Here is a 20245-nt window from a genome sequence, read left to right as displayed (position 1 = left end):
TGTTAGTCAGGGTCAGATGCGACGCTTGCCCGGCTTAGGCCGGATCTTATTCTTACTTCACAAACACTGAAGGCCGGTTCTGCGCCCAAAAGCCGTTAAAGTGATCCTTGCTGACAATAGCGCCGGTGTGCTCCACCACAAAGCCGGCCAGCCGGGCAGCAAACTTCACTGCATGCTGCGGCGCTATGCCACCTAACCGCGCTGCCAGATAACCACCGTTAAACGAATCGCCGGCTGCCGTGGTGTCTACCACCTTCTTCACCGGATGCGCCAGTGCTGTAAAACCCTGCTGCTGATAACGACCGTTAATGCCGTTTACGCCATCTTTAACGATTATCTCAGCTACCCCCAGCTCTGTTAGTTGCGCCAGCACATCATTGGTGGTTTTCGCGTCAAACAGTACCCGGTGATCGTCCAGCCCCGGCAGTGCCACATCGGCTAAACTGTATGCCTGAATAAAGGCCGCTTTGGCTGCATCAGCGTTTTGCCACAGCGCCGGGCGGTAATTCGGATCGAACACGATCTGGCTGCCATCGGCTTTTAACCGGCTTATCAGCTCAAATAGCTGCGCGCGGTCACTGTCAGATAAAATCGCCAGCGTAATGCCGGAGAAATAAAACATATCGCAGCCTTTAATGGCGCTGTAATTAAGCTGAGCGTTAAAACACTGCAATACCTGTTTAGCCGCCGAGCTGTCGCGCCAGTAAACAAAACTGCGCTCGCCAAAAGCATCGGTATTAATCATATACAGGCCCGGCCGGGCGGTTTTGGTGCGCAGCATCAGGCGGGTGTCTATTTTTTCCCGCTCAACGGCCCGCACAAGTTTGTCGCTGATAAGATCGGTCCCCACAGCAGTAAAAAACTGCACATCGACCGGGTTCTCACAAGTGCGTTTTAAATAAACCGCGGTATTAAACACATCACCGGCAAAATTCTGGTGATAGACATTGTCGACCAGCTGATACAGCTCGACCATGCACTCGCCCATAATGACAATACGTTTGCTCATGCCGACGCTCCTTAAGCTGCGGTTTTAATCTGTCTGGCAATAGCGGTTGCTTCAGCAGCCAATGCACTGATCTGGCTCCACTGCTGTGCTTTCACCAGATTAGCCGGAGTTAACCAGGAGCCGCCCACCACAAACACATTTTTCAGCGCTAAAAACTCAGCCAGATTATGTTGGCCAATACCGCCGGTGGGGCAAAATTTAACCTGCTGGAATACGCCACTCAGGGCCTTTAGCATCTCAATACCGCCGGATAAATGCGCGGGAAAAAACTTAACCTCACGCAAACCATATTCATATGCCATGGCAATTTCTGACGGCGTCGCCACGCCGGGTGCCAGTGGCAAGCCGGTAGCAATCATCGCGTCCAGCAATTGAGGCGTGCTGGCCGGGCTCACCAAAAACTGTGCACCGGCGTCTTTACAGGCATTGGCATCAGTTGCCGATAATATGGTACCAGCGCCCACTAATAAATCCGGCAAAGCAGTGCGAATAGCAGTAATGGCCGCTAATGCCTGACGGGTGCGCAGCACCACTTCAACCGAGCCTACGCCACCGTCAGCCAGTGCTTTGGCAATGGCAACGGCTTCATGCGGCGTGTCAGCCTGAATTATCGGTAATAAGGCCGGACCTTTTACCAAAGACGACAATAAAGGGGGTAACGACGACATCAAACGACTCCTGCAAAAACGGCCAGCGCTGCGGCTGGGCGGGTAACTAATTGCTGATAAGCAGCATGCACTGCACTAAAAAAGGTGTTGTTTAAACTAAGCTGTGGCGGAAACACCGCATCGACGGCTAAAAACAGCGCCACATCGGTATCAGCATTGCCGCTGCACTGCGCCGCAACGGCCAGCAGTGGCTCTGCCAGCGGGTCAACCAGTTTATCGTTGTCGTTAGAACGCTTCACAATAAAACGGCACCAGGCTGCGATGGCAAAGGCCAGTTTGTCGATAGCTTTACCGGTTGCTAAGTTGTCACTAATGGCAGGCAGAATACGCATCGGCAGCTTTTGCGAGCCATCCCACGCAATTTGCGCCAGCAAATGACGGATAGCCGGGTTACGAAATCGCGCTAATATGTCTTCGCTGTACTGCTTAACATCCAGCTCAGCAGGGGCTTTAAACGACGGCATAATCTCGTCGTTTATCATCTGCTGAATAAACTGCGTCAGCACTTCATCCTGCATGGCATCGAATACGGTTTCATAGCCAAGCAAACAGCCGACATAAGCCAGGGTAGAATGCGGTGCATTAAGTAAACGCAGCTTGGCTTTTTCAAAGGCAGTGACATCCTGGGCATAAATAACCCCGGCTTGCTGCCAGGCGGGTCTGTCAGCCGGTAAAATATCTTCAATAACCCACTGCACAAAGGCTTCGCGTTTAATTGGCCAGTTATCCTGCACGCTAAGCACCTGTGCAACCTGCGCTTTAATGGCATCGTCGGTGGCAGGGGTAATGCTGTCGACCATGGTACAAGGGCTGATTAATTGCTGGCTTAACCAGTTGGCAATAGTCGGGTCTTTTTGCTCAGCAAAGGCAATCAGCGCATTACGCAGCTTATGGCCGTTGTCTGTTAAATTATCGCAGCTGATTACGCAAAACGGCGCGATATTGGCCTGGTAGCGCACCGCCAGAGCGGTAAACAGCAAGCCAATGGCCGTTATCGGCTGGCTGCTGCCGGTTAAATCCTGCTGGATTTGACTATGGCTTAAGTCGAGCTTGCCGCTGCCGTTTAAGCAGTAGCCTTTTTCGGTGATGGTCATGGTAACGTACTTAGTGCTGGCGGCTGTTAAGCGTGCTAACACCTGGCTGTACTGTTCGCTGGCAATCAGCACTTCCTGCACCGAGCCGATTACCTGATAGCTTTGCACGGCATCCAGCACGGCCAGGGTGTACAAACCATCTTGTGGTGATAAGGCCTGACTGACATCGGGTGAGCGCATTGATACCGCGCTGATGGCCCAGTCGCCGCCAAATTGCAGGGCCCGTTCGGTATACCAGGCCTGATGGCCGCGGAAAAACGCGCCTGGGCCTAAATGCACTATGCCGATTTGCGGCTTGTGTTCGCCCAGCCGGTAGGCCGGAATTGGCAGCTTGCCGTTTAGACCCGCCAGAGTCTGATTGTTGAGATTTGCCATAAAATGTCTGTATCCGATTTATGCTGTTCTGGCTCCACTCAGTAACAGCACACAAAGACGCCGTGAACCCATCCCTGGGGGCTCCTCTGCCGCATCCATGCGGCAGACGCTTTGTTTAGCTGTTATTGAGCTGCGCTTGCGATATAGGTGAAACGTCAACGCAGAACCTGGCCCCGCCATAACATTCCGTTTATTGTTACTTCAACTGATACGCTTTCTTTACCAGGCCATAGGTCAGCTCGTAGGCTAACTCGCCGGCTTCTTCTTCGGTTAAACGGTGCTCGGCCACTAAGCCTGCCAGGAAGCGGCAGTCTATGCGCCTTGCTACGTCGTGCCGCGCCGGAATAGACAAAAACGCCCGTGTATCGTCGTTAAAGCCTACAGTGTTATAAAAACCAGCAGTTTCAGTTACCTGATGGCGAAAACGCAGCATGCCTTCCGGGCTGTCATGGAACCACCAGGCCGGGCCGAGTTTTAATGCCGGGTAATGGCCGGCTAATGGCGCCAGTTCGCGGGCATAGGTGGTTTCGTCCAGCGTAAACAGAATGATGTTTAAGCTGGCTTCGTTGCCGTATTTCTGCAGCAAAGGTTTCAGGTTTTGTACGTATTCGGTCGGGCTGGGAATATCCGCGCCTTTATCGGCACCAAAACGCTCGAAAATCACCTGGTTGTGGTTACGGTGCGCGCCGGGGTGAATTTGCATGGTCATGCCATCTTCGAGGCTCATGCCGGCCATTTCGGTCAGCATCTGGCCGCGAAACAGCTCGGCTTCTGCCGGCGAGGCTTTGCCGCTTAAACAACGTTGAAATAATGCCGCGGCATCTTTCATTGCCAAATCTGCGGTAATCGCCGTTGGGTGACCGTGATCGGTAGCCGTAGCACCATGCTCACGAAACACTGCGCGGCGCTTACGCAGTGCGGCCAGATAACCCTGCCAGCTGTTGGTATCTTCGCCGGTAATTTCGCCTAATTTGGCGACATTGGCAGCAAAATCGGCACGATCCGCATCTATCACGTCATCCGGGCGGAAGGTGGTGATAACGCGGGTTTCAAAGCCGGTGCCTTTTAATTTGGCATGGTGTTTTAAATCGTTTAGCGCGCCTTCGGTGGTGGCAATCAGCTCGATATTAAAACGCTCAAGCAGCGCACGCGGCTTAAACTCGGGCTTAGCCAACTGGGCATTAATGCTGTCGTAGTAATGATCGGCAGTGTCTTCACACAGGGTTTGTGTTAAACCGAAGACATCATGGAATACCGTGTCGAGCCAAATACGCGATGGTGTGCCGCGGAACAGGTAATAGTGTTTGGCAAAAATGTGGAAGATTTTGCGGTAATCGCTTTCAACCACGGCACCGTCTTTACGCCGGATGCCCAGCTGTTCCAGCTTAATGCCCTGGCTGTACAGCATGCGAAACACATAGTGATCCGGCAGCAACAATAAGGCCGTGGCATTGTCCCAGTTGGCGTCTTCAGCAAACCAACGTGGATCGGTATGGCCGTGCGGACTAACAATCGGCAAGTCTTTAATTTGCTGGTATAAACGCCGGGCGATATCGCGCACCACCGGATCTGACGGAAATAACCGGTCCGGGTGCAGTTCTAAGCGACGACTCTGTGCCATATTCAAGTCCTGTTATAAAAAGTGTTTAGATTCAATACATTTATTTTTAAAGTGTGACGCCATTTTTCCAAATGGCAATTTCACGGTTATCCGACTGCTCATTGCGCGTGGTTTTGCCTGAAGCAACGTCTATCAAATAGCGAAAAAAGTCATGGCTGAACTGGCTGGCATCCTGACCTTTTTGCAGCAAACCACCAGCGTCATAGTCAATCCACTGCGGCTTGCGTGCGGCCAGCGATGAATTCGACGAAATTTTTACCGTTGGTGCCGGAAAGCCCAGTGGCGTGCCGCGGCCGGTGGTAAACAACAGCAAAGTAGCACCGGCAGCGGTTAAGGCAGTGGACGACACCGCATCATTGCCCGGCCCCTCGAGCAGCGTTAAACCGCTTTGGCTGGCCATATCGCCATAACGGATCACTTGATTAACCGGCGCCGAGCCGCCTTTTTGAATGGCGCCAAGCGATTTTTCTTCCAGTGTGGTTAAGCCGCCGTCTTTGTTACCCGGACTGGGGTTTTCATACACCGGCTGTTTGTTGTCGATAAAGTACTGCTTAAAGTCGTTCACCAAGGTCACAATATCGCCAAACACCTGCTCGTTTTGCGCCCGCGCCATAAATACCTGCTCAGCACCGAACATCTCCGGCGTTTCGCTCAGTACCACTTTACCCTTACCAGCGGCGACTAAATCAGCAATGCGACCCACCAGTGGATTAGCGGTTAAACCGCTTAAGCCGTCAGAGCCACCGCATTTCATACCCACGACTAAATCGGCCACCAGGCATGGTGTGCGTTTATCAGTACGCATCTGCGCGACTAACTCGTCCACTGCTGCCAGTCCCTGCTCTATCTCATCCTCTACCTGTTGGGCATTAAACGAGCGGATGCGATTTAAATCAACACCCGGGCTGGCAGCCAGCAATTTGCTTAGCTGATTGTTCTCGCAGCCCAGGCCCATTACCAATACGGCGCCGGCATTAGGGTGCTGAATAAGCCCGGCCAGTAAGCGACGGGTGTGGTCTAAATCATCACCCAACTGCGAGCAGCCAAACGGGTGGGTAAAGGCATAAATACCGTCGATGTCATCGCCGTACAGCTTGCGTGCCTGCTCGGCCACCCGCATGGCAGCGCGGTTAACGCAGCCAACGGTGTTGATGATCCACAGCTCATTGCGGGTGCCTACTTTGCCGTTGGCACGGCGATAACCCATAAATTCTGTTGGTAAACCAGCGGGAAACGCCAACGGCTGCGCCTTACAACCGTCGTAACGATAATCAACCTGACCGCTGAGTTTAGTGGCCAGATTGTGTGAGTGAATATGCTCACCGGCTTTAATATCCGTAGTAGCGGCACCGATGGCAAAGCCGTATTTAATGACACTCTCGCCTTTGGCAATATTCGTTAGCGCCACTTTGTGCCCGGCCGGTATGCTCTGCTGCGCGGTTAACTGCGCAAAAGGCTCGGGCAGCGCCACGCCCTGCACCAACGCTTGCAAGGCAACCGCCACGTTGTCACGCGGGTGTACCTGCAACACCTGCAGCTGCTCGCCGATATCTGCCGGTGTGTCCAGTTTGGTACTGCAACCGGGTTGTTGTTCTGTGCTCATGTTCAGCATTCCTGCACCTTGTCTAGCGGTGGCAAACTGTGATTAAAAAAGCGCGTCTGACTATTGTGTTTTGCTCGAACCGAAGGACATCGGGCAAAAGCTATAGCTGCAGCGCTTCGCCATTTAAGGTTAGATCGACCGCATCAATCTGCGCCACATTCTCCAGCACACCAAGGCTGGCGGTCTGGTTAAACTGCACATGGTGCAAACTGACACCGCTTATTGGCGCGCGCTCAAAACCACGCAACAAAAACGCCCGCTGGGCTTTTTGCACACGTAAATTGCTGATATGCAGATTCTTTACCCGCGGAAGGTGGGCACCGGCATCGCCTTCTTCGTAGAAGAAGTTAATCACGATAGCGTCTTTTACTTCACCGATATCAATATCGCGGATATAGATATTTTCGATTAAGCCGCCACGTACCGAGTTGGTTTTAACGCGGATGCCGCGCTCCAGATCCGGGCTGCTCATGCGGCAGCGGCGGGCGAAAATATTCCGTGCCCCACCGGAAATTTCGCTGCCCAGCACCACACCACCGTGGCCGGCGCGCATCATACAATCCTGGATCACCACATTTTGTACCGGTGTTGCCAGGCGGCGGCCGTCGTTATTGCGGCCGGATTTCAGCGCAATACAATCATCACCGGTATCAAACAAACAGTTTTCAATTAATACCCGGTTGCTGGACTCCGGGTTGCAGCCATCAGAATTTGGCCCATGGCTAACGCAGTTAACGCCGCGCACGATGACATCTTCTGACAGCACCGGGTTAATCAGCCAAAACGGCGAGTTACGAATAGTGATGCCTTCAATTAATACCCGCTTACAGCGATACGGCTGAATAAACGGCGGGCGTAAATAGTTCTCTGCAAACACACGCTCCGCAACCGGTACGCCGGCTTCGGCCATCTCAAACAGTGGGTTACGGGTATTGGCCTGATCGGTTTTGGCATCTAGCTGCCAGGGCGTATGCTTCCATTTACCTTTCCACGGCCACCACTGTGTATTGCTGCCATTGCCCTCCAGAATGCCCTCGCCGGTAACGGCGATGTTTTCCTGTTCAAAGGCATATATCAGCGGCGAGTAGCCCATCAGCTCTACGCCTTCCCAGCGGGTAAATACGGCAGGTAAGTAACGCTGTGGTTCAGGGTAAAACGACAACACCGCATCTTTGTGCAGGTGTAGGTTAACGTTCGATTTTAAATGCACCGGCCCGGTGTTAAACCGCCCGGCCGGCACCACTACGCGGCCACCACCGGCTGCTGCGCAGGCAGCAATAGCCGCATTGATAGCGATGCTACTGTCAAAATCTGCTACAGCTTTGGCGCCAAACTCAGTAATAACAAAATCCCGTTTGGCAAACTTTGTCGGTGCTATAGCGGCGATAATGGCATCAGCTTGCTGCCACAGCACAGCATCGGCAGCGTCGCTGGCAGAGGTTGTTACAGCAGACACAGCCGAACAACCACTTAATGACCATACTGATACGCCCATTCCTGCCAGGCCTAAGGTTTTTAAATGTTGTCGTCTTAATTTGTCTGTCATAAGTTTCTCCGGTTTAGCCCGCCGCTACGCTTGCAAACTGCGGCTGTTTTACTTTGCAATTGTTACTATAATAACCAATTTGCCACCGGTGGCAAGCAAATAGACAAACTTTTTGCCAGCGGTAGCAGAAAAGTTTTATCAGTGGAATTTATTTGTCTTTATCAGACCTGCAACTTAGCTGCTGCTGTCTGGTGCCCTGGCCGTAGATTCACGCACCACCAGGGTTGGGGCCACTTTGGCGGCGACATTGGTTGCGGCTTTATCATTGTTTTCTATTGACATAATAAGTTTACTGGTAGCCAGCAATGCCATTTGCCGTACCGGCCGTTTAATGGTGGTAAGCGCCGGTATTACCCTTGAGGCCAGCATGTTGTCATCAAAGCCAGCCACCGATAATTGCTCAGGTACTTTTATACCCAGGCTGTGTGCCACTTTAAGCACCCCTGCCGCCATTTGATCGTTATTGGCAAAAATAGCCGTAGGTCTGTGTGCGACTTGCAGCAACTGGCGCGCACATTCAATACCAGTTTCATAGGTATTGTTACCTTCGATAATCCAATCCGGCCGCAATTTGATGCCATAAGCCGATAAGCCCAGCTGAAAACCTTCCATCCGCTCGGTAGACGATTTATAGCGCTGCGGCCCGCTGATAAAAGCAATCTGCTCATGACCCAGCTGGGCAAAATAACGCGCCATTTCAGCCGCGGCAGCACGATCGTCCGACACAACGATATGTTTAGCTTCATCCAGCGCCACTGAGCTCAAACGCACATAAGCACTGCCGGAGTCTTTTAGGGCTTGTGCCAGGGTTTCTGACTCCGATACCGGCGGCAGTACGATAACGCCATCCAGTTTAGAGCGCTGCATAAAACGCAAACAATCTTGTACCAGGGTTTCGCTACGGTAACGACACGGATGTACCACCAATTCGTAACCGAGGTTAGAGCAGACTTCCAGCACACCGCGTTGTACGTCATCCAGATACAATGCATCGGGGTTATCGTAAATAAGTCCCAGCAGATAAGAGCGGCTGGAAGCCAGACCGCGCGCCTGGGTATTGGGCGAGTACTTTAATTCACTGATCACTTTTTCTACCCGGGTACGGGTAGTATCACCAACACTGAGCGAGCCGTTAATTACCCGCGACACCGTACGTTTAGACACGCCGGCAATACGGGCAACATCATTTATTGTGGCTTGTTTTTGCATAAGTCTCATCTTATTAACCACGCGCACTGTTAGCAACCAACTGCGGCCGGTAAGTACTCAGAGCAATATCAATTGCCGTTTGCTTTACACTGGCAATCAGGTCGGTGTGTACTTTGCCGGCAAATAATGCCAACGGACCGGTAATACCAACAGCAGCTACTACAGCACCTTCACTGTTCCGCACCGGAGCAGCCAGGCAACGCACATCATCGTGGTACTCCATTTCGTCGCTAGCATAACCGCGGGCCAGTATCCGCTGCAACTCTGTTGTTAACTCATTTGGCTGTACCAGGCTGTGTGACGTACGGCGGTTAAATAAACCGGCAGCGGCGAAACTGTGTATTTGGTCAAAATGGTGAAACGCCAGAAACACTTTACCGGCAGCAGAGCAGTTAAAATCGGCAATTGTACCGGGCCTGGCGGCTAAACGCAGCGGGTTGGGGCTATCGCATACTTCTACCAGTAAGGCACCTTTAGTGTGCGGCAACGCCAAATGTGTACTTAAACCCGTGCTCAACGCCAGTTGCTGCAACATTGGCAAAGCCTGCTGCTGCAAACGCTGCGAACTTAGCAAGCTTAAACCCATTTTAAACAACTGGGCGCCAACCAGATAACGTTTGCCATGCTTTTCCAGTACCTGCTCCTGACACAGCGTTTGTAAAATACGAAATGCCGTAGTGCGCGGCACCGCTAAACGCTGCTCCAGTTCGGTTAAACTCAGGCCCTGGTCCGACTCTGTCACCAGCGACAGAATACGACAAGCATTGGCCAAATTCGGGATCACGTAGCTTACCATCGGTTAACTCCTGAGTTTACCATCTGTTGAAAACCAGGTTGGTTAAACACCAAGCCGGTTAAAAGCCAAACTGCTTTGGCAACCATTCACTGATCGCCGGTACATAGGTGACCAGCATAAGCACAGCAAACATTGCCAGATACAACGGCATTAATGGCCGGATAATGGCTTCCAGTTTGGTTTTAGCAATAGCGCAACTGACAAACAACACACTGCCAACCGGCGGAGACACCAGGCCAATGGATAAATTCAACACCATCATAATGCCGAAATGCAGCGGGCTCATGCCCAGCTCTACCGCAACCGGCAAGAATATCGGCGTAAAAATCAGTACCGCAGGTGTCATATCCATAAAGGCACCTACCAGTAACAAAATCAAATTTATCATCAGCAGAATTAACAACGGATTATCGCTCAGTGCCAGCATGGCTGCGCTGATAGCTTGTGGGATCTGCTCGTAAGACAAAATCCATGACATAGCTGATGAGGTAGCAATCAGCGCCATGACGATAGCGGTGGTTTCTGCCGACTTCATTAAAATAGCCGGCAACTCACTGGTTTTTACTTCACCGTATATGCCGACGGCTAAAATCAGTGAATACACCACCGCAATAGCGCCAGCTTCAGTGGCAGTAAATACACCACTGACAATGCCGCCAATTACCAGAAAAATCATAAACAGGCTGGGCAAGGCGGCCGCCACTTTTTGCAGCACCAGCTTAAGAGGTAAACGCGCCCCCACCGGATACCCCTTTAACTTGGCATAACCGGCACAGACAATCATTAACGACACACCAAGCAAAATACCCGGCAAATAACCGGCAATAAACAGCGCCGCAATAGATACACCGCCGCTGGCGATGGCATACACAATAAGAATATTGCTCGGCGGAATAAGCATACCAGTGGTAGCGGCAGCAGCGGTTACCGCGGCACTGTAATTTACGTCATAACCCTGCTTCTTCATCTCTGGTAGCATAAAGCTGCCAATGGCCGAGGTGGCTGCCACGGCCGAGCCGGAGATAGCCCCAAAGAACATACAAGACACAACATTAACCAGCGCAAGGCCACCTGGCAGCATGCCAACCAACGCCATCGCGCATTCTATTAAGCGTTTGGCAATGCCGCCGCGGCCCATAATCAGGCCCGACAAGACAAAAAACGGAATAGCCAGCAGCGCAAAGCTGTTAATGCCACCGGCCATGCGCTGCGCCATAGTGGTCACCGCCGGCATAAAGTCGACACTTAGCAGCATGGTCGCCAGGGTGGCTAAACCTATACAAAATGAAATGGGTACGTTTAGCAGCAATAAGCCGAAAAATACCAGCAACAAAACCAGAATAGCCATTTCCATCAGTGCATCCCCTCAACCTGCTGCATCGGTTTACTTATCGCCATAAAATACAGCTGACAGATGCCATAAAAGGTAATCAGCAGCCCGGATAACGGCAGCGCAATATAGATATACGCCATCTTAATATTCAGCGCCGCCGACATCTGGTTAAGCTCATATGTCAACGCCACCAGGTTGCCACCGCCTACTACCATCACGGCGATAGCAAACAGCACCACAGCAGCAGTCAGCACCATAGCCAGCCGTCGGCGCACTGGCGCGCTGAATTTCTGTGTCACTATGTCCAGGCCCAGGTGCACACCGGTACGATAGGCAAAAGCCGCGCCCACCATACCAATCCAAATCAGCAAGGTGCGGGATAATTCTTCAGTAATGGAGCTGGGCGCGTTCAATACATAGCGTGACACCACCTGCCAGCACACTACCAACACTATGGCAGCCATTAATGACGCCAGAAACCACTTCAATACGGTATCAACCAGGTGCACTATCTTAATCATGGCTTTGCTCCATTTGCGTGCCAGCCTCAGCAATTTGCTGCAATAAGGGCCCTATATCCGTGTGCTGCAGGCTTTTATGCATCGGCGCCACAGCGTCACGAAACGGCTGTTTGTCAGGGTAGATCACTGTGACACCGGCGGCTTTCACCGCAGCTAACGCCTCATCGGATACTTGCTGCCAGGCGGCACGTTGATAGGTAATTGAATCATTCGCTGCCTGCTGCAACCATTGCTGCTGCTGTGGGGTTAAGTCCTGCCACACCGGCAGGCTCATAATCAGCACATCCGGCACTGCAGTGTGCTCATCGAGGGTATAGTATTTGCTCAGCTCATAATGGCGCGATAAGTAAAAGCTTGGCGGGTTGTTTTCGGCGCCATCTACCACGCCCTGCTGCAACGCAGTATACAGCTCGCCCCAATCAATAGGGGTAGCGGCGCCACCTAACGCCTCTACCATCCGCACGGCCGTTTGGCTGGCCAGTACGCGGAACTTTTTGCCACGTAAATCGGCCGGAGTATGAATTTCGGTATTGGTAGAGTAAAAACTGCGGCTACCGGCATCGTAATAACCCAAACCGTGCAACCTGGCAGTACCCAGCCCTTGCAGTAATTGCCGCCCTGTGTCGCTGTTTAATACCTGCCATAAATGGGCATTGTCATTAAAAATATAGGGCACACTAAATACGCGCATTTGCGGTACAAAACTTTCTACCGAGCTGGCCGATACTTTTGTCATCGCCAAACTGCCAATTTGCAGCAGCTCAAGCAATTCGCGCTCATTGCCAAGCTGTCCGCCGCTGTAGATAGCTATTTGCATGCTGCCATCTGAGTAATACTCAAGCCGTTCGCCCATCAGCACCATGGCTTTATGTACTACATGTTCTTGATCCAGCGTATGCGCCAGACGCAAAGTGGTCACATCCTGCTGAGGCTTGCAACCGGCCAGCAGCGCAAGGCTGGCCAGCAGCAAGCCACCGACTCTAAGGCTAAAAATCTTCATAACTTGTCCTGCCCTGTTGCTAAAGTGGCATGTCTGAACGCATGCCTTAATCAAAACCTGCTGCCACTGGCAGCGAAACACCAGTCGCTACTTCATCGCACTGGCCGGGAATTTATCCATATCGTGATAATCCATGTTTTCACCGGCCATACCCCAAATAAAGGCATAGTTGCTGGTGCCACAGCCACTGTGAATAGACCAGGCTGGCGATACCACTGCCTGCTCATTAGCCACCCAGATATGCCGGGTTTGCTGCGGCTGCCCCATAAAATGGCATACGCGCTGATCATCGCCGAGATTAAAATAAAAATAGGCTTCCATCCGGCGGTCATGCTGATGCGCAGGCATGGTATTCCAGACGCTACCCGGCTTCAGCACCGTTAAGCCCATTTGCAACTGGCAGGTTTGCACCACGTCATTAATCATCAATTGGTGAATAGCACGCTCGTTGGAGGTTTCCAGCGCGCCCATCTGCAGCACGGTGCAGTTATCCATCGTCAGATGCTTGGTGGGGTAGGCATGATGTGCCGGGGCAGAATTTAAATAGAATTTTGCCGGTTTGGTACTATCAGCGCTATGAAAGCTGACCTCACGCGCGCCCATACCAACATATAATGCTTCGGTGTTTTTCAGCTCGTAATCGCGGCCATCAACCGTAACGTTGCCCGTGCCGCCGACATTGATAATGCCCAACTCACGGCGCTGCAAAAAATACTGTGCTTTAAGTGGCTCCGGCGCTTCAAGCTTTACCGCTGCTTTTACAGGCACGGCGCTGCCGACAATAACGCGCTCATAGTGGGTGTAACACAATACCAGCTTGTCGGCCTGCATCAGGTTGTCTACCAGAAAATGCTGACGCAGCTCGTCAGTATCGTAATGTTTTACGTCATCCGGATGGGTCGGGTAACGGCTGTCAAATAACACTGTCATAAAAACCTCTGTGAAAAATCTGTTTAACGCGCCAGCCAGCCGCCATCAACCGCCAGTATATGGCCGTTAACGTAGTCGCTGGCTTTGGATGCTAAAAATACCGCTGCACCGGCCAAATCTTCCGGCTCGCCCCAGCGACCAGCCGGAATACGGGCCGTAATGGCCGCATTGCGCTCTGTATCCGCCTGCAGCGCGGCCGTGTTGTCGGTACTGAAATAGCCCGGTGCAATGGCATTAACCTGAATATTATGCTGTGCCCATTCGTTGGCTAGCGCTTTGGTAACCCCGGCAATAGCATGTTTGCTTGCCGTGTACGCCGGCACCGTAATACCGCCGCTGTAAGATAACATCGAGGCGATATTAATAATTTTGCCCTGTTGGCGCTTAATCATCTCTGCCCCCAGGCGCTGGCTAAGCAAAAACGCCGCATCAAGGTTTACCGCCATCACTTTATGCCATTCATTCATTGGGAACTGCTGCGCAGGGGCGCGAAAAATAGTACCGCCACAATTGACTAAAATATGCACCGGGCCTTGCGCCAATGCCTGTGCGGCCAGTTGCTCTACTGCCGCTTCGCTGCTTAAATCTGCAGCCAGGGCGATGGCTTTGCCACCCGCGTTGTTAATAGCAGCCACAGTATCACTACTACCGTTTGCCGACGAACTGGCACACAATACTGTGGCGCCGGCCTGTGCCAGGGCTACGGCTATCGCCCGGCCTAAACCGCGGCTGGCACCAGTGACTAAAGCAGTCTGTCCGGTCAGTGAAAATAAGCTTGCCATTAGGCTCTCCTGTTAGCTCGTTTTGCTTATCGCAGCGCTAAAACTGTTCAAATATGGAACAATTTTAAAATTCAAAATCAACAACAATCTTTTAAAATTAGTCACTTAAGCAAACCTGGAATAACCCGGTTACAAATTAAACTAATTTAAACTCTATCAATAATTGACAGCTTTTAGTTGATGGTGTTAGCTTTTTGCCATCGGTGGCAAAAAATTGCAAGTTTTTTTTGCCACCGGTAGACAAAGAATATAAGCTGAACACAAAACAAGCAAATCGACAGGGAGCGAACACACTTTGCTCCGACAAAATACTTAAAGCCGGGCATGACTCCGGCTATGACAACAAGTCAATTCAGGACGAGGTGAACACAGATGGCTTATCGCAACACGCAATTTCGCCCGACTAAACTGGTACGGGCGCTTACCCTGGCCGGTTTAGCCACAATTCTCGGCGCCGCACCAGCACTGCAGGCACAACAAGCAGAGCAGCAAACGCCACAAGTGCAGGAAGAAGATATTGAAGTAATCACGGTTACCGGTGGCTTTCGCGGCAGTTTAGCCAGCGCGCTGAACCAAAAGCGTTTTGAAACCGGCTCTACCGACACTATTAAAGCCGAAGATATTGCCGACTTCCCTGATTTAAACTTAGCCGAATCATTGCAGCGTATCCCTGGCGTGGCTATTAGCCGTGCCGCTGGTGAAGGCCGGCAAATTTCGGTACGCGGTTTAGGCCCGGATTTTACCCGGGTTCGCATTAACGGCATGGAAGCCCAGTCTACCAGCGGCGGTACCGACGCCATCGGCGGCGCTAACCGCGGCCGGGGTTTTGATTTTAATACCTTCTCCTCCGATTTATTCAGTGAGCTGACCGTACGTAAAACCGCCTCAGCTAATGTTGAAGAAGGCTCTTTAGGTGCTACAGTAGACCTGCGCACCGCGCGGCCGTTTGACTACAACGGCTTTACCTTTGCCGCCAACATGCAGGCCGGTTACAACGATTTATCCGAAGAAGTGGATCCAAAGGCATCTTTCCTGGTCAGTAATATTTTTGCCGACGGCAAATTTGGCGCTTTGTTCTCACTGGCGATGTCTGAGCGTAATATAAAAGACGAAGGCGCCAGCACAGTGCGCTGGGATAATGTAAATGACTTTGGCAGCTACCGTGGCGATGCTGAAGCCCCCGAACTGGCTGCTATCAATGATGGTTTCCGACCACGCTTGCCGCGCTATGATTCTTACACTCATAATGTAAAACGCACCGGTGCGGCAGCTGCGTTTGAATTCCGCCCCAGTATGGAAACCCGCTTTAATCTGGATATTTTGTATTCTAAGGATGACTCAACCCGCAATGAAATCTTTACCCAGGGTATTTTAAACGGTAATAGCCAGGCTGCGCGGATGAACGTGCTGGACTACGAAATTGATGGCAGCAATACCGTAACTTATGCCGCCTTTGAAAACGCTACCGTACGCAACGAAAATCGTTACGACGAGCTGGGCACTGAGTTTTTGCAAATTAGCTTAAGTGGCCAGCATCAACTGACCGATGACCTGAAAATCGACGGTATGATTGGCCGTGCAACTTCTGAATTTGATAACCCAATCCAAACCACTGTAGTGATGGAAAAAACCGGCGTTGATTTTAGCTATGACTATCGCGGCGCTAAACGACAGGCGCCAGAGCTTCTATTTGGTGCCGGAGTATTTGACCCCAACGGCTGGAGTACCAACAGTGTGCGCTTGCGCCCCTTGGGTGCAGAAAATACCTTCGACAATGCAGCGCTAAATCTGGAGTATATCCTCAGCGAGAATCTGACTCTGCGCAGCGGCTTGCATTACAAGACTTTTGAATTTGAAACTTATGAAGCGCGCCGCGCCAGTGAGAACAACGCAGGCGTAGTAATGACACCGGATCTGCTTATGAGTTACAACTCTGGCCTGGGCTCACAAGGTGCCTGGTTGGTACCAGATTTAGCAGCCATTAACGCGGCCTATGATATTTACAGCAACACCGGCGTTTTTGCTGTCAGCGCCGACAACCGTCGTGTAGATAACTACACAGCTGAAGAAAAAACGCTCGGCGCCTACCTGCAACTGGCATTTGAAACCGAATTTGGCGATACCACCATTCGTGGTGACGTTGGCGGTCGCTACGTTAAAACCGATCAGTCCTCTACTGCTTACGCCAATTTAGGCGGTACTCAGACGCTGGTTACTGCAAAGCATGATTACAACGAGTTTTTACCGTCTTTGAACCTGGTGTTTGAGCCACTGGACGATGTCATTATCCGTTTTGGTTATGCCGAAGTGATGGCCCGCGCTGGTATTGGCAGCATCAGGCCAAATGTGTCGGTGTCAGTATCAGGTGGTGCCCGTACTATCACCGGTGGCAACCCTACGCTGGAGCCCACTAAAGCCAAAACCTATGATTTAGGCTTAGAGCTGTATTTTGACAATGAATCCTTGTTAGGTGTGGCGGTATTCCGCAAGGATATCGACAGTTATGTACAAGGCCTGCGCGAAACCAAAGCCTTTACTGAAACCGGTTTACCTGTCCAGGCTGCGATTGATGCCTGTAATGCCGGCCCCGGCTATGGCCCGGATTGTAACGAAAACATAGAATGGCAAACCAACACGCCACTCAATGCGCCGGGAGGTAACCTGTACGGCTTTGAAGTGCAATACCAGATGCCGTTTACCTTTCTACCTGAGGGCTGGGACCGTTTCGGCTTTATCGGTAACTACACCTATGTTAAAGCGCAGATGGATTACATCAACGCCGATGGCCGCATTCTGGCCACCCGCGATTTACAGGGTTTATCAGAATCGACCCGCAGCGCCACCTTGTACTATGAAGACGAAAAGTTCAGCGCCCGGGTGTCTCTGGCCGATCGCTCTGACTATCTGACCAATGCTATTGGCCGTAACAATAATGATATGGAGGGCACTAATGCCACCCGTAATATTGATGCTGCTATGTCGTACCAGCTAACCGAAAAATGGAAAGTCAGCTTCGAGGCACTTAACCTGACCGACGAAGTGGATGATCAGTGGGTAGATTCCAGCGGCAACCGCTTAACCTATTACCATGCTACCGGTCGTCAGTATTACCTCGGTGCACAGTACAAGTTTTAATCTGAATGTTGATATACCCACTGCTATGCTCCGCCATAGCAGTGTTACTTCTCCCACAAAACGTTGCGCCACGGAAGGCCCGTTTTTTTAGCATGGATGTACAAATTGTAAAAACAGGTATTTTATGGCTCGCATTCTCTTTGGCAAAACCTTGTTAAGCCTTAGCATCGCCGCTGTTGTCAGCGCTTGCTCACCGCAACAACCTGCTGTTAAAACACCAATCGCAGCAGGCAACAACAACCATATTGCCAACCTTAGTGTCAGTAATCCTTCTACCTTTACGCGTAACGAGCAAACATTGCTATTACCCTTTAGTGATCTTGGCGTAACTGCAGACCAGGCAAACGCGCTGGTAGCCGTGGAGGGCAACAATACCGTGCCATCGCAATTGATAGACCACAACGGTGATGGCACCAAAGACAGCCTGTTATTACAGCTTGATCTGGTCGCGGCGACAACGCAGCAGCTGCAGATTGTCAATGATAACGCCAGGTTTAACGCTCAACAGCTACCCAAGCGCACTCAGGCAGAAATATCGCATAAAACCGGCGGCCAGTGGCAGGACCGCAAATACATAGGCGGTGAGTTTCAAAACGTCAACGAACTTACCCCGCCCCCGCAATATACCGACCATTCCGAATGGATACGCTATGAAGGCCCGGGCATAGAGTCCGATAAAGTCGGTTACCGTATTTATCTCGACTGGCGCAACGGCTTTGATGTATTTGGCAATAAAACCGGCAAACCAGTATTACATCAGGTCGGACTAGACGGCTATAAGTCGTACCATGAAATGGCCGATTGGGGCATGGATTTACTTAAAGTCGGCAAATCACTGGGCGCCGGTGGTTTTGGTTATTGGGATGGCGACAAAGTCCAGTTGGTCTCTACTGTCAGTGGTCATACCGCTAAAGTGATCGAAAACGGCGCTTTATATTCTGCGCTGCAAATTCAGTATAAAGACTGGCAAATAGCTGGCAAAACCACCAACGTAACCGCTAACCTGGCAATGGCAGCCGGTAGTCGCTTAGTACACACCCGGCTATCAGTTAGCGAACCGCTGGACAATATCGCTATAGGCCTGGTTAAGCTACCCAACACTAAGCTATTGCAAGGCAAGCAGGATATACCCGGCCATAGCTGGACCTATCTGGCCACCTGGGGCGAGCAAACCATGACCGGCGGCAATGATAAATTGGGTATAGCAATATTATATAAACGCAGTGGCAATAAACAACTTACCGCTGATGAGCACAGCCATGTAGCGGTAATGAAGCCCGCCGGTACCGAGCTGGAATACTATTTTCTGTCGGCCTGGGACGGTGAACCCGGTGGCATTAAAACCGAAGCCGAATTTGTGGCTTATCTTGAGCAGCAATTAGAAAAACTGACGCTAACGCCCAGACTAACGCTGAAAACCGCCTTATCTGAACAGCAAAAAGCCGGCGAGCTGACAGCAAAAACAGCGCTGGACTGGAGTGAACGTTTAGCCGCAAGCGAAATGACCCGGCAAACCCCGTTTTATGCCTACGGCGGCTGGGATTTTGAACGCCAACGGCCCAGTAAGTGGGAGTACACCACCGGCTTGCAGCTGCAAGCTTATGATGACTTGCTCAAACTACGGCCAAACCCACAGTGGCAACAGGTTCTGAGCGATGTTATCGACTCCTTCATCACTGAAGATGGCGATATCCGCACTTACAAAATCAGTAACTACAATATCGACAGCATTAACAGCGGCAATATGCTGCTACGCGAATACCATCGTAATCCCAAGCCGCAATACAAGCAGGCGTTGGAGTTGCTGCGCAAACAGTTAGCTGAGCACCCACGCACGAGCGAAGGCGCGTTTTGGCACAAGCAAATTTACCCGCATCAGCTTTGGTTAGACGGTGTTTATATGGGCATGCCGTTTCTGGCAAGTTACAGCAAAGCGTTTGAGCAAGGCCATGCGTTTGATGAAGTGGTCAAAGAATTTACCATCAGCCGTGACAAACTGCGTGACCCCAACACTGGCCTGTATTATCACGCCTGGGATGAAGCACGTGCACAAAACTGGGCTCATAAAGACACCGGCCTGGCCAGCCAGTTTTGGGGCCGCGGTTTAGGCTGGCTGACCATGGCACTAGTGGATGTACTGGAGATTATCCCTGAAGAGCAAACCGAATTGCGTCAGCCGTTGCTGGATATGGCTACTGAACTGGCCGCAGCGCTGGTAAAGGTACAGGATACAAAAACCGGCACCTGGTACCAGATTTTGGATAAACCAAACGCACCGGGTAATTATTTGGAGTCCTCTGCCAGCAGTATGTTTACCTACTTCTTTGCCAAAGGCGTAAACAACGGCTACCTGGATGCGCGTTATAAAGACACTGCCGTTAAAGCTTATCAAGGCCTGGTGGATGAGTTTATTCTGGTGCATCCGGATAACAGCATCAGCCTGGTCAATACCTGCCAAGTGGCAGGTTTAGGCTTTGGCCGCGACGGCAGCTATAACTACTATATGAGCGAGCCGGTGTTTCGTAACGACGCCAAAGCCAACGGCCCCTTTATTATGGCCGGTGTGCAAATGGCAAAACTGCTTGCTACTCACTAAGTTTCTTCCCGGTGTATTGGGCCGGCA

Annotated in this window: 15 protein-coding genes; 2 read left to right on the top strand and 13 right to left on the bottom strand. The window is 51.5% G+C overall.

Features of this window, described 5'->3' with window-relative positions:
- Positions 1–52: 52 nt before the first annotated feature.
- The 13 genes from ACYVIC_RS10205 to ACYVIC_RS10145 form a co-directional block, all read right to left on the bottom strand.
- Positions 53–1009, bottom strand: coding sequence for a sugar kinase (locus ACYVIC_RS10205; RefSeq protein WP_460859609.1), 957 nt, complete (start codon positions 1007–1009; stop codon positions 53–55).
- Between the two features lie 11 nt (positions 1010–1020).
- Positions 1021–1677 carry a bifunctional 4-hydroxy-2-oxoglutarate aldolase/2-dehydro-3-deoxy-phosphogluconate aldolase gene (gene eda, locus ACYVIC_RS10200; protein WP_460859607.1) on the bottom strand — a complete coding sequence of 219 codons (657 nt, stop codon included), beginning with the start codon at positions 1675–1677 and terminating at the stop codon, positions 1021–1023.
- Complete coding sequence (locus tag ACYVIC_RS10195; RefSeq protein ID WP_460859604.1) at positions 1677–3146, bottom strand: mannitol dehydrogenase family protein; 1470 nt, start codon at positions 3144–3146, stop codon at positions 1677–1679. Before ACYVIC_RS10195 ends, eda begins: the two co-directional genes overlap by 1 nt.
- A 196-nt stretch (positions 3147–3342) precedes the next feature.
- Positions 3343–4767, bottom strand: a complete 1425-nt coding sequence (gene uxaC, locus ACYVIC_RS10190) for a glucuronate isomerase (RefSeq protein WP_460859602.1) — start codon at positions 4765–4767, stop codon at positions 3343–3345.
- Between the two features lie 46 nt (positions 4768–4813).
- Entirely contained in the window at positions 4814–6370 is a 1557-nt protein-coding gene (locus ACYVIC_RS10185; RefSeq protein WP_460859600.1) for a UxaA family hydrolase, read from the bottom strand.
- A 100-nt stretch (positions 6371–6470) separates the two neighbouring features.
- Entirely contained in the window at positions 6471–7916 is a 1446-nt protein-coding gene (locus tag ACYVIC_RS10180) for a glycoside hydrolase family 28 protein (RefSeq protein ID WP_460859598.1), read from the bottom strand.
- Between the two features lie 174 nt (positions 7917–8090).
- On the bottom strand, positions 8091–9125 hold the full coding sequence (locus tag ACYVIC_RS10175; RefSeq protein ID WP_460859596.1) for a LacI family DNA-binding transcriptional regulator: 1035 nt from the start codon (positions 9123–9125) through the stop codon (positions 8091–8093).
- A gap of 13 nt (positions 9126–9138) precedes the next feature.
- Complete coding sequence (locus ACYVIC_RS10170; RefSeq protein WP_460859595.1) at positions 9139–9921, bottom strand: IclR family transcriptional regulator; 783 nt, start codon at positions 9919–9921, stop codon at positions 9139–9141.
- Positions 9922–9979: 58 nt separating this feature from the next.
- A complete protein-coding gene (locus ACYVIC_RS10165) occupies positions 9980–11275 on the bottom strand; it encodes a TRAP transporter large permease (protein WP_460859594.1) in 1296 nt (431 codons plus the stop codon).
- Positions 11275–11775, bottom strand: a complete 501-nt coding sequence (locus ACYVIC_RS10160; protein WP_460859592.1) for a TRAP transporter small permease — start codon at positions 11773–11775, stop codon at positions 11275–11277. The genes ACYVIC_RS10165 and ACYVIC_RS10160 overlap by 1 nt, the downstream gene beginning before the upstream one ends.
- A complete protein-coding gene (locus tag ACYVIC_RS10155) occupies positions 11768–12775 on the bottom strand; it encodes a TRAP transporter substrate-binding protein (protein ID WP_460859591.1) in 1008 nt (335 codons plus the stop codon). The genes ACYVIC_RS10160 and ACYVIC_RS10155 overlap by 8 nt, the downstream gene beginning before the upstream one ends.
- 87 nt (positions 12776–12862) lie before the next feature.
- Positions 12863–13705, bottom strand: coding sequence for a 5-dehydro-4-deoxy-D-glucuronate isomerase (kduI, locus tag ACYVIC_RS10150; RefSeq protein WP_460859589.1), 843 nt, complete (start codon positions 13703–13705; stop codon positions 12863–12865).
- A 23-nt stretch (positions 13706–13728) separates the two neighbouring features.
- Positions 13729–14487, bottom strand: coding sequence for an SDR family oxidoreductase (locus tag ACYVIC_RS10145; RefSeq protein ID WP_460859587.1), 759 nt, complete (start codon positions 14485–14487; stop codon positions 13729–13731).
- A 372-nt stretch (positions 14488–14859) separates the two neighbouring features.
- On the opposite strand from ACYVIC_RS10145, the gene ACYVIC_RS10140 reads away from it, so the two are divergent.
- Together ACYVIC_RS10140 and ACYVIC_RS10135 are read left to right on the top strand one after the other, a co-directional pair.
- Positions 14860–17622, top strand: a complete 2763-nt coding sequence (locus tag ACYVIC_RS10140; RefSeq protein ID WP_460859585.1) for a TonB-dependent receptor — start codon at positions 14860–14862, stop codon at positions 17620–17622.
- Positions 17623–17746: 124 nt separating this feature from the next.
- Positions 17747–20218 carry a DUF4861 family protein gene (locus ACYVIC_RS10135; protein ID WP_460859583.1) on the top strand — a complete coding sequence of 824 codons (2472 nt, stop codon included), beginning with the start codon at positions 17747–17749 and terminating at the stop codon, positions 20216–20218.
- The last annotated feature ends 27 nt before the right edge of the window (positions 20219–20245 follow it).

This window comes from Rheinheimera gaetbuli (assembly GCF_054781935.1).
This window is presented reverse-complemented; position numbering and strand designations above follow the sequence as displayed.

Excerpts from the sequence above, each read along its gene's own strand:
- ACYVIC_RS10205 (WP_460859609.1), bottom strand. The coding sequence starts at position 1,009 with ATGAGCAAACGTATTGTCATTATGGGCGAGTGCATGGTCGAGCTGTAT.
- eda (WP_460859607.1), bottom strand. The coding sequence starts at position 1,677 with ATGTCGTCGTTACCCCCTTTATTGTCGTCTTTGGTAAAAGGTCCGGCC.
- ACYVIC_RS10195 (WP_460859604.1), bottom strand. The coding sequence starts at position 3,146 with ATGGCAAATCTCAACAATCAGACTCTGGCGGGTCTAAACGGCAAGCTG.
- uxaC (WP_460859602.1), bottom strand. The coding sequence starts at position 4,767 with ATGGCACAGAGTCGTCGCTTAGAACTGCACCCGGACCGGTTATTTCCG.
- ACYVIC_RS10185 (WP_460859600.1), bottom strand. The coding sequence starts at position 6,370 with ATGAGCACAGAACAACAACCCGGTTGCAGTACCAAACTGGACACACCG.
- ACYVIC_RS10180 (WP_460859598.1), bottom strand. The coding sequence starts at position 7,916 with ATGACAGACAAATTAAGACGACAACATTTAAAAACCTTAGGCCTGGCA.
- ACYVIC_RS10175 (WP_460859596.1), bottom strand. The coding sequence starts at position 9,125 with ATGCAAAAACAAGCCACAATAAATGATGTTGCCCGTATTGCCGGCGTG.
- ACYVIC_RS10170 (WP_460859595.1), bottom strand. The coding sequence starts at position 9,921 with ATGGTAAGCTACGTGATCCCGAATTTGGCCAATGCTTGTCGTATTCTG.
- ACYVIC_RS10165 (WP_460859594.1), bottom strand. The coding sequence starts at position 11,275 with ATGGAAATGGCTATTCTGGTTTTGTTGCTGGTATTTTTCGGCTTATTG.
- ACYVIC_RS10160 (WP_460859592.1), bottom strand. The coding sequence starts at position 11,775 with ATGATTAAGATAGTGCACCTGGTTGATACCGTATTGAAGTGGTTTCTG.
- ACYVIC_RS10155 (WP_460859591.1), bottom strand. The coding sequence starts at position 12,775 with ATGAAGATTTTTAGCCTTAGAGTCGGTGGCTTGCTGCTGGCCAGCCTT.
- kduI (WP_460859589.1), bottom strand. The coding sequence starts at position 13,705 with ATGACAGTGTTATTTGACAGCCGTTACCCGACCCATCCGGATGACGTA.
- ACYVIC_RS10145 (WP_460859587.1), bottom strand. The coding sequence starts at position 14,487 with ATGGCAAGCTTATTTTCACTGACCGGACAGACTGCTTTAGTCACTGGT.
- ACYVIC_RS10140 (WP_460859585.1), top strand. The coding sequence starts at position 14,860 with ATGGCTTATCGCAACACGCAATTTCGCCCGACTAAACTGGTACGGGCG.
- ACYVIC_RS10135 (WP_460859583.1), top strand. The coding sequence starts at position 17,747 with ATGGCTCGCATTCTCTTTGGCAAAACCTTGTTAAGCCTTAGCATCGCC.